Origin of the sequence: Candidatus Cardinium hertigii (assembly GCF_050864855.1) — a bacterium.
Taxonomy (GTDB): domain Bacteria; phylum Bacteroidota; class Bacteroidia; order Cytophagales; family Amoebophilaceae; genus Cardinium; species Cardinium hertigii_C.
The window spans coordinates 137,876-147,204 of the sequence record NZ_JBOZWW010000058.1 but is presented as its reverse complement, the minus strand read 5'-3'; the positions used below and the strand labels follow the sequence as shown (position 1 = coordinate 147,204).

Annotated in this window: 8 protein-coding genes and 1 tRNA gene; 4 read left to right on the top strand and 5 right to left on the bottom strand. The window is 36.4% G+C overall.

Annotated elements, in window-relative coordinates; translation table 11 throughout:
- Positions 1 to 208: 208 nt before the first annotated feature.
- From ACRRVB_RS04060 to ACRRVB_RS04050, 3 genes are all read right to left on the bottom strand, one after another.
- The gene (locus ACRRVB_RS04060; RefSeq protein ID WP_432466698.1) at positions 209 to 1,144 is read right to left on the bottom strand and encodes a TolC family protein; all 936 of its coding nucleotides are present in this window, start codon (positions 1,142 to 1,144) and stop codon (positions 209 to 211) included.
- A gap of 145 nt (positions 1,145 to 1,289) precedes the next feature.
- The gene (locus ACRRVB_RS04055; RefSeq protein WP_432466697.1) at positions 1,290 to 2,321 is read right to left on the bottom strand and encodes a rod shape-determining protein; all 1,032 of its coding nucleotides are present in this window, start codon (positions 2,319 to 2,321) and stop codon (positions 1,290 to 1,292) included.
- A 90-nt stretch (positions 2,322 to 2,411) separates the two neighbouring features.
- On the bottom strand, positions 2,412 to 3,188 hold the full coding sequence (locus ACRRVB_RS04050) for a UDP-2,3-diacylglucosamine diphosphatase (RefSeq protein WP_432466696.1): 777 nt from the start codon (positions 3,186 to 3,188) through the stop codon (positions 2,412 to 2,414).
- A 237-nt stretch (positions 3,189 to 3,425) separates the two neighbouring features.
- Here ACRRVB_RS04050 and ACRRVB_RS04045 point away from each other — a divergent pair, with 237 nt between their 5' ends.
- The 4 genes from ACRRVB_RS04045 (at position 3,426) to rnhA (ending at position 7,262) form a co-directional block, all read left to right on the top strand.
- A complete protein-coding gene (locus tag ACRRVB_RS04045) occupies positions 3,426 to 4,916 on the top strand; it encodes a glycine--tRNA ligase (RefSeq protein ID WP_432466695.1) in 1,491 nt (496 codons plus the stop codon).
- Between the two features lie 56 nt (positions 4,917 to 4,972).
- Positions 4,973 to 5,049, top strand: a tRNA-Ala gene (locus ACRRVB_RS04040).
- An 18-nt stretch (positions 5,050 to 5,067) separates the two neighbouring features.
- Positions 5,068 to 6,786: an Ig-like domain-containing domain gene (locus tag ACRRVB_RS04035; protein ID WP_432466694.1), complete on the top strand. Its 1,719-nt coding sequence runs from the start codon at positions 5,068 to 5,070 to the stop codon at positions 6,784 to 6,786.
- Positions 6,787 to 6,812: 26 nt separating this feature from the next.
- Positions 6,813 to 7,262: a ribonuclease HI gene (rnhA, locus tag ACRRVB_RS04030; protein WP_432466692.1), complete on the top strand. Its 450-nt coding sequence runs from the start codon at positions 6,813 to 6,815 to the stop codon at positions 7,260 to 7,262.
- Positions 7,263 to 7,426: 164 nt separating this feature from the next.
- Here the strand turns inward: rnhA and ACRRVB_RS04025 are convergent, their stop codons facing one another.
- Positions 7,427 to 8,479 carry an ankyrin repeat domain-containing protein gene (locus ACRRVB_RS04025; RefSeq protein ID WP_432466691.1) on the bottom strand — a complete coding sequence of 351 codons (1,053 nt, stop codon included), beginning with the start codon at positions 8,477 to 8,479 and terminating at the stop codon, positions 7,427 to 7,429.
- 322 nt (positions 8,480 to 8,801) lie between these two features.
- Positions 8,802 to 9,272, bottom strand: a complete 471-nt coding sequence (smpB, locus tag ACRRVB_RS04020) for an SsrA-binding protein SmpB (protein ID WP_432466690.1) — start codon at positions 9,270 to 9,272, stop codon at positions 8,802 to 8,804.
- Positions 9,273 to 9,329 lie beyond the last annotated feature (57 nt).

The following is a 9,329-nucleotide window of genomic DNA, read 5'->3' as shown; positions in this document are numbered from 1 at the left end:
AATCGAATCAGATAACTGGAATAAAGGATGTTTCGGGTTAAGAAAACTAGATAAGCGTTGCTCAAACAAACGCTCAAGGCTATTATTTATTTTCTTAGATTTCATCCTTATTTTGCAAGCTTTTTATACAAAACAACTCTAAAACTGGTTATTAACCAATACAAATTTAACCATTTATTTGCTGATTAACAAATAATTATACAGTATTTCAGGACCGACTACTTAATTTGAATGTTTCATTGTTTAAGTCTACTCTTGCTTTTTTAATTGTTGCAGGCATCAGTAGCAAACGAGCTAAGTCAATACTAACCCCAATATGTACTTCTCCCTTAGAGGGATTAATAGTCCACTTTTTATCTTGTAAATTATAGATATAACCATTAGCGGAAAAGTCACTTAATAGGCTCAAACAAGAAAGAAGGTGACACTTCGCTCTAGTCAGCTCAGTAGCAGCTATGGCTACTTTTTTGGCTTGTATAGCCGCTTCTAGATCCACTACTTTTTCCGGCGTAATCCCCTCCATATCCCACATGGGTTCAACAGGAATAGTAGATTGTACTAAAATGGCTTCATTCAATGGCCTACCCAACGTTAAATTTAGGTTCCGGCGTTTTTCTTTAAGGACTTCTTGCTCTTCCAGTAGAGCTAAATTTGCCTCTTTTAGTGCCAAGTCAGCATTTAAATAATTTATTTTAGAGACCAACCCCAGTCTAAATTTTTTTTCTTCTATTTTTAACCTAGAGGCAGCAACTTTAGTAAAGGTATGAGACAGCTCGCATTTTTTTTGGGCCAATGCGAGTTCGTAATAAGAAGCAACCACTTTTTGTAGCGTATCGGATATGGTTTTTGTCGCCATTAAATGGTTGACCAGATTATATTGATTGTTTATTTTAGTTTCGAATATTCTATCGAAGATCGATCTGGATTCCCATGTCAATCTAAAAAATGGATCTGATCGAAAATCAAATCTTTTAGTGCCTTTTTCCCATTGATTATGCTGCGCAATCATAAAGGTAGCTTTAGGAAGCCATATATGTAGATTCGAAATCTTATTCGATAATACAGACCCTTTTTTAGTGCTTTGAGCAATCAAAATATCAAAATTCTCTTTTAAAGCAACTGATAGTACTTCCTCGAAAGCCATAGGTTGGACCGTAGTACCCGCTATGCTATGGGGTAAAAATGTTATGCTCCATATTATGCAAAAACATGCCAATATTTTTTTTACAAACCACATTGTTTAGTAAAAGGTATATAAAGTTATTTGGATCGATAGATCCTAGACGCCACTAATTCATCAGTATACTGCGATAGGTTTCTATATTTTTTAAAGCAATGCCGGTACCACGCACTACGGCTTGTAAAGGCTCTTCTGCAACATGAACAGGCAGTTTCGTTATATTATGCAATCGTTTATCTAAACCGCGCAATAAGGCGCCACCTCCTGTTAAATGGATGCCATTCTTGTATATATCAGAAGCCAATTCAGGTGGTGCCATTTCCAATGCCTTTAGGACCGCATCGTCAATTTTTACAGCCGATTCCTCTAAGGCAATCGCTATTTCTCTATAGCTTACCGATATAATCTTGGGAATACCGGTCATAAGATCTTTGCCATGTACAGCATAATCAGCCGGTGGCTCCAATAAATCCATCCAAACTGCTCCAACAGCTATTTTAATTTGTTCTGCTGTACGTTCTCCAATCACTAAGTTATGTTGCTTGCGCATATAGTCGAGTATATCCTTATTAAAAGCATTGCCTGCCACTTTAATCGATTGGTCACAGGCAATGCCAGATAAAGAGATAACCGCTATTTCTGTTGTGCCACCACCAATATCCACAATCATACAGCCAACAGGCTCTCCAATGTTTACCCCTATGCCTATAGCGGCTGCAATAGGCTCATAAACCATATATACCTCTTTGGCACCTGTATGAGCAGCAGAGTCTCGAACCGCTCGTTTTTCCACATCAGTGGTACCAGATGGAATACAAATGATGATTCTATTAAAGAATGGGGTAAACAAACCTAATTTTCTTTTAGACAACATTTTGATCATACCTTGAATCATAAGCTCTGCTGCATGATAATCTGCAATTACGCCGTCTCTAAGGGGTTTAATGGTCTTTATCGTATCATGTGTCTTTTCATGCATTTGCATAGCCGCCTTCCCCACTGCTATCATCTTATTCGTATTCCTATCTATTGCTATAATAGAGGGTTCATCTACAACAATTTTATCGTTGTGTATAATTAAAGTATTGGCTGTTCCGAGATCGACAGCGATATCAATGTAAAAATATTTCAAAATTCCCATATATTTATACCCAACAGATTGATGCGTTTGTATCCATTAAAAATTTTTAGTAGCATCTATTCAACGCTTATAGCCTATAGCATTATAGGGTTAAAATTTATGCAATGAAAGCACTACCCCATCAAAGGAAGCATAGGTATCATGCGCAACCCAATCTCCCAAATTACAATAGCTGCTTGAATCGTTTAACCCTTTTATATATGGACGATGTGTATGACCAAATATATAAAATTCGTGGTGATTAAAAGGTTCTATTTCATCCTTACAATACGCAAATATAGGGTCCTTTGTTTCCGAAAAAGAAGCAGCATCATGCATATGTTCCGAATAGAGCAATCTACCTTTTTTTTTTGTAAAATACCAATTTATCGTGCCATATACCCAATCGGGTGGTAGCATCCGCACAAAAAATTGGAGCAAACGACTATGAGATAATTTGCGGAATAACTTATAAGGTGTAGTAGGGTTAATTGTATCACCATGGCCAACTAAAAATCGCTTATTAGACAGGGTAATGGATGCTGGTTTCCTAAACAATTGTACACCACATTCTTGCCTGAGGTAATCTATAGACCAACCATCATGGTTCCCTAAAAAAAAATAGACGGGTATGCCTGCTCTATAAAATGCCCAAAGTGTTGCTTGAAATCGAATGGCTCCTTTCGGCACAAGATATTTGTATTCAAACCAAAAATCAAAAATATCGCCCAGTAAAAATAATGCTTGTGCTTCTGGCTTAATAGCCTCTAGCCAAGCTATTATTTTATCCTCTAATTTAGCAGGATGCTTTGTACCACTGGGCCGAAGTGGTAGATGTACATCAGATATAAAAAAAATTTTTTTCTCTATTTTAGGTATTTCTATCAAAGCGATAAGCTAATAAAATTGTATCCTTAAGGAAAGAAATGTTCAAGTGTTGCTTTAAATGAAATGGTTAAATCCTATGGCCATTGAAACAGCTCTTAGGTTTTTTAGGTAACAAAATAGGATAGTCCTTTAATTTAACTAAAAAATCATTAGTTTTGCAACTACTCAATCCATCCCGATTTTTGTGGTATAAGCTTAGGAAGCTTATACCACTTTACATCTTAAACGAAGTGATAAATGTCTACTATAGATAGTACTTTAAACCTTTCCAATCATACTTTTAAAGAATTGATTGCGCATGCACAAGCGTATGGATTTGTCTACCCGTCTAGTGAAATTTATGATGGCTTACAGTCTATTTATGATTATGGTCCTTATGGCGTGGCATTAAAACGGAATCTACAAAACTTTTGGTGGCAAAGTATGACCCAATGGCATCAAAATATTGTAGGGATTGATGCAGCCATTATGATGCATCCTACTACTTGGAGGGCCTCTGGTCATATAGATGGTTTTACAGACCCAATGGTAGACAATAAAGACTCCCAAAAGCGCTACCGTGTAGATCTACTGATAGAGGAACATGCTGCGCAATTGGTTGCAAACGGAAAGTCGGCTCAAGCAAAAGTTCTCATCGAGCAGATGGAAGGCTGTTTACAAACGGGTGACCTATCTGGGTTAGATCAACTGCTGCAAGCCTTTACCATTGTATGCCCCCTATCTAAGACCACCCATTGGACCCCTGTGCGTCAATTTAATCTTATGTTTGCTACCCAAATGGGTGCACAAAATGATGCTACAACCATCTATTTACGGCCAGAAACGGCGCAAGGTATTTTTGTAAACTTTTTGAATGTTCAAAAAACAGCACGGATGAAAATTCCTTTCGGGATTGCGCAAACCGGTAAAGCTTTTCGCAATGAAATTGTAGCCCGTCAATTTACTTTCCGTATGCGTGAGTTTGAACAAATGGAAATGCAGTTTTTTATCCAACCTGGAACAGAAAAAAAATGGTTTGATTATTGGCAAGAAACCCGTACGCATTGGTATGGCAGCCTGGGTATTGACCCCCAAAAGATCCATATACATCCCCATAAGCAACTGGCCCATTATGCAGCCGCTGCAGTGGACATTGAGTATGCTTTTCCATTTGGCTTTAAAGAGGTGGAAGGGATTCACTCTAGAACAGACTTTGACCTAAAGAGCCATGCATACTATGCTAAAAAGAAATTACAATACTTCGATCCTGATACCAAACAGTGTTACACTCCCTACGTTATAGAGACTTCTGTAGGCCTTGACCGATTGGTTTTAATGGTATTGAGTAATGCTTTAGAAAAAGATGACCATCTAACGGATGGAGCAAAAGGGACCAGTAGAACCTATTTAAAATTTCCACCTCCATTGGCACCTGTTAAAGCAGCTATTTTTCCACTCGTAAAAAAAGATGGATTGGCTGAAAAAGCGCTGGCATTGTTTGATGAACTGAAATATGATTTCTCCGTTATATATGAAGCTGCCCAATCTATTGGTAAGCGGTATGCTCGACAAGATCTTATTGGTACACCTTATTGTATTACCATTGATTACCAAACATTAGAAGATGAAACCGTTACCATACGTGAACGTGATTCTATGGTACAATACCGCATCCATATGGCGCAAATAGCCCCTCACTTACATACCAAAACAGGTATAAAATCACTCCTATTACAACTAAAAAACTAGGATTACAGTTGGTTTATTGAAGAAATAATGGTATCGTTGCAAGGTACCTATTCTTAGGGGAATTAGCTCAGTTGGCTAGAGTGTCTCGATGGCATCGAGAAGGTCGGGGGTTCGAATCCCCCATTCTCCACCAAATAAAGCCTATATTTTCATGATGCATAGATTTATTGCCGCAGCTGTACAGCTGCTTTATCTGAGCTATTTATGGCTTGTTCCGATTATTTCCTGTGTTGCGCAACAGACACCAGAAGGTGGTCCCCTTGATGAAACCCCTCCTAAGTTGGTCCGTTCCTTTCCAGAAAATGGTTCTGTAAATTTTAAGGGTAAAAAAATCCAACTTATCTTCGATAAAGATATTGCTTTTGAAAGTAGTAACTTCCAGATCATGCCTAAACTAGAGCAGCCTAAAAATAAAAAAGCCTATAGTTATACTATAAATGGAAAAAAGCTACAACTTACCTTTCATGCCCCTCTAAAAGAGGAGACTACTTATGCTATTCATTTCAATAAAGCAGTTAAAGATACACATGAAGGTACAAAAGCAACAGGTGATCCGATAATTTTTAGTACAGGTGCCTTTATAGATCCTATTACTATTGCAGGCAAAACAAAAGAATTGTTGACCAATCAACCAGTAGGAGAAGTAAGTGTTTATCTCTATGACGCAGCACGAGATCCCAAAGAATGGCAAGAAAAAGGCATCCCAGATTATTATACTACCGCTGATAAAGATGGAAATTTTACCATAAAATGCATCCGCTTGGGCAAGTATTACATACGGGCTACTACTGGACAAAATAATACCTATAAAATTGATTATGAAAAAGATAAATATGGATTTTTTAAAGAACCTATTGATTTAAATGAAAATCGAGAAGAGGTAGTAATTCCCCTGATTGCATCTGATGTGCGTCCTTTAAAGCTGCTACGGGGTACACCCCAAAAAGGGCTTTTTGAAATAGTCTTTAACAAAGCAGTAACCCACTACCAACTTACCCCTCTTGAAAGCATAGGTGCAAAGGGAAAGCCGCAGCTATATAGCTTGATTTCAGAAAAATCACCTAAGACAATCACTATTTATAATACTTTTGGTCTCCTGGAAGAAGATTCTTTTAAAGTTAAGGTAAGGGCTGAAGATGCTTTGCATAGGTCATTAGAAGAAAGTATAGCCATTAGATTTAAAGAAGGAAAAGCAGAAGTTACCAAATCCGGCTTAAGCCATAGGCTGTCGAACAGCGTACTCCCTTCTATATGTGCTGATTTTACAGAATCCATCTCATTTAACAAACCGATTAAAGCATTGAAGGAGGCAGGTATATACTTTGAAGGCAAAAATCAAGAGAAAATTCCATTGCAACCAAACGAATGGGTCTGGAATGAAAACCAAACCAAGCTTACCATACGCAAACATTTTACACCAGAAGAGATCGGTCTGTTTACTATAAAAGAAAATAAAAATGAAAGCAAGCTTATAGACCAAATGGTCACTTTACAGATAGAACCAGGTGCTTGCACGGCATTTGATCAATCAACCAACAAGAAGATTATACAAACCTATAGACTCCGCAAAAAAGAAGCAACCGGTACTATTTCAGGAAAAGTAGAGACCAATACCCCCTATTTCATAATTGAGCTGCTGGATGAAAAAGATCAATGTGTAGATGCCATTCGAAATACAAAAAAATATCAATTTACAATGGTGCTACCTGGTACCTATAAAATGCGCTTATTGGTACTGAATGAAGCAGAAGCGGAGTGGTCTCCTGGAGACATCCTTCAAAACATTGAGCCAAGTCCTGTAATTTTTTACGAAAAAGAGATTAAGGTGACAGAGCAATGGGAAGTAGTCGATATTGATTTTACCTTTTAAAGGGTTGGTAATACCCATTGTTTCAAATGATTGATATGTATACAGATGGTGCTTGTAGAGGCAATCCAGGTCCAGGTGGCTATGGCGTTATTATAAAACAGAATGGTAATACGAAAACCTTTGCACAAGGCTATAGAAAAACAACCAACAATCGAATGGAATTATTGGCAGTAATCATAGGCTTAGAAGCACTACCACAAGAGGGACAAACTGTTACCGTCTATTCCGACTCCAAGTATGTAGTAGATGCCATACAAAAAGGATGGCTTAAAAATTGGCTTAAAATAGATTTCAAATCAAAAAAAAATCCTGATTTATGGAAGCGTTTTTGGATCGTCTATCAAAAGCACCTGGTGCATTTTTGTTGGATTAGGGGACATGCAGGCCACTATGAGAATGAACAGTGTGACCGCCTTGCTGTGGCAAGCAGCTATACGAATTTGCTGATAGATACCTATTATGAAAACAATAAGTAGCTTGTAGGTGCTATTCCAATGGTTCTGTTTGCGCCTGTACAATAGGCTAAAAGATTTTAAAAATCAATTGTATAATTTTTTAATACAAGATATTATTATACATAATAAAGAAATTTAGAGTATAAATTTTAATTCATACTCTAAATTTTAACAAGATCAACGGTCTAGTTATGAGATAATGCTTCTTGCAATAGATGCTTAATCTCTGTTTTACCATATTGTGATGCATACATCAAAGCAGTATTCCTATATTTATCTTTTACTTTCAAATTTGCCTTTTTCTCTATCAATAACTTGACAGAATCTATCCTATTATTTATTACCGCATGCATTAAAGCAGTTTGTCCTGTATTATCTTGTGCATCCAAATCCGCTCCTGAATCTATCAATAACTTGACAATAGTACCATATGATATTGCATACATTAGAGCAGTTGTTCCATTATGATCCTTTATATTCAGATCTGCATTGTGCTGTATCAATAACGTAGCAATACCTACTCTATTGAGTTTTGATGCATGAATCAAACTACTCTTTTCAGTATTATCTTTTATATTTAGATCTGCTTGATTACCTATTAATAATGTAGTAATATATAGATTATTATTTATTACTGCCTTCATTAGAGGAGTCGTTCCTGCATTATTCTGTTTATTCAGATCTGCTTGGTTCTCTATCAATAATTTGAGTGCATCTATATTATTATCTTCTACTGCATACATTACAGCAGTATATCCTTCTTGATTTTTTTGATTCAGATCTACTTTATTGTTTATTAGACGTTTCATTCCATCTATACAACCATTTGCTGTTGCATTCATTAAGAGTGTATCTCTATACGGACCGCACGTTTTATTCATATTTGCCGTGGAATTAATTACGTTTTGTATACCGGTATCTATCGAAGAACTATTGCATGTGCTCCAATCTAATGCTGTAGCTAACTGATCTGTTGCTAGTAAGTTACATAAATCTGTATTATTTGATGGTAATGGCTTACTTGTTGCATACATTATACCTCCAGAAATTGCAGATGTGGCCAATAATCCAGCACATACAGTACCTATTACAAATTTTTTCTGGTTCCTATTATAGTTTCTCTTTGCATTACCTAAGGTAGGTCTATTCATTTCTTGCTTTCTCTGCACACAAGAAGACAAGGTACTTGCACTTAACAGACCAATGCATATGGTCATTTTATAGTTCATTTTTTTCATATAAATATAAATGGGGGTTAAATATTAATTTCTACAATAGAATAATTTACTATAGTGGCCCGAAAAAATCGGACAAAAAATATTAATTTTATTACAGGGGTTAGGAAAAATAAACAGCATCGTACAATCCAAATATTGTAAAGACATATCAATGAAATAGATTTATAGAAAAATAATATTTCAAGGTAGACTACTTAACATAGTCTTATTTTTTTTTAATACAAAGGTACAACATATATGGGACAGCGCCAGCAAACAATCTTTACTAAGCTTTAAACCAAAACACCAATCTAATCTTTTCTTTAAAAAAATCTTATACAACCTAACCAATAGCTAAGTCTGATGGCGCAGCACGTTGCAAGTCTCTTTCTTTAATAGTTTGACGCTTATCGTATAGTTTTTTACCACGTGCTAAGGCAATGGCTAGTTTAGCAAACCCACGTTGATTGATAAACAATTCCACTGGAATAATCGCAAGCCCTTTGGCTTGGTTTTTGGATAATTGTTGCAATTCTTTTTTTTGCAATAATAGTTGACGGTCACGCTTCTCTTCATGATTGTAGAGGTTACCATAGATATAGCCACCTATATGCATCCCTTTTATCCAAAGAGATCCTTGTTTAAAGTAACAATAGGCTTCCTGCAGGGAGGCTTTGCCCATTCGAATGGACTTTATTTCTGTCCCTTGCAACATAAGACCAGCTGTATACCTATCTAAAAAAGTATAGGCAAAATGGGCCTGTCTATTCTTAATGCAAAGTTTTGTAGGAAATGGGGTTTTCTTACCTGACATTGGCGTTTAAAAAATAATCTGTATGGACTTTTCCAAAACTAAAAAATAAAATGGTAA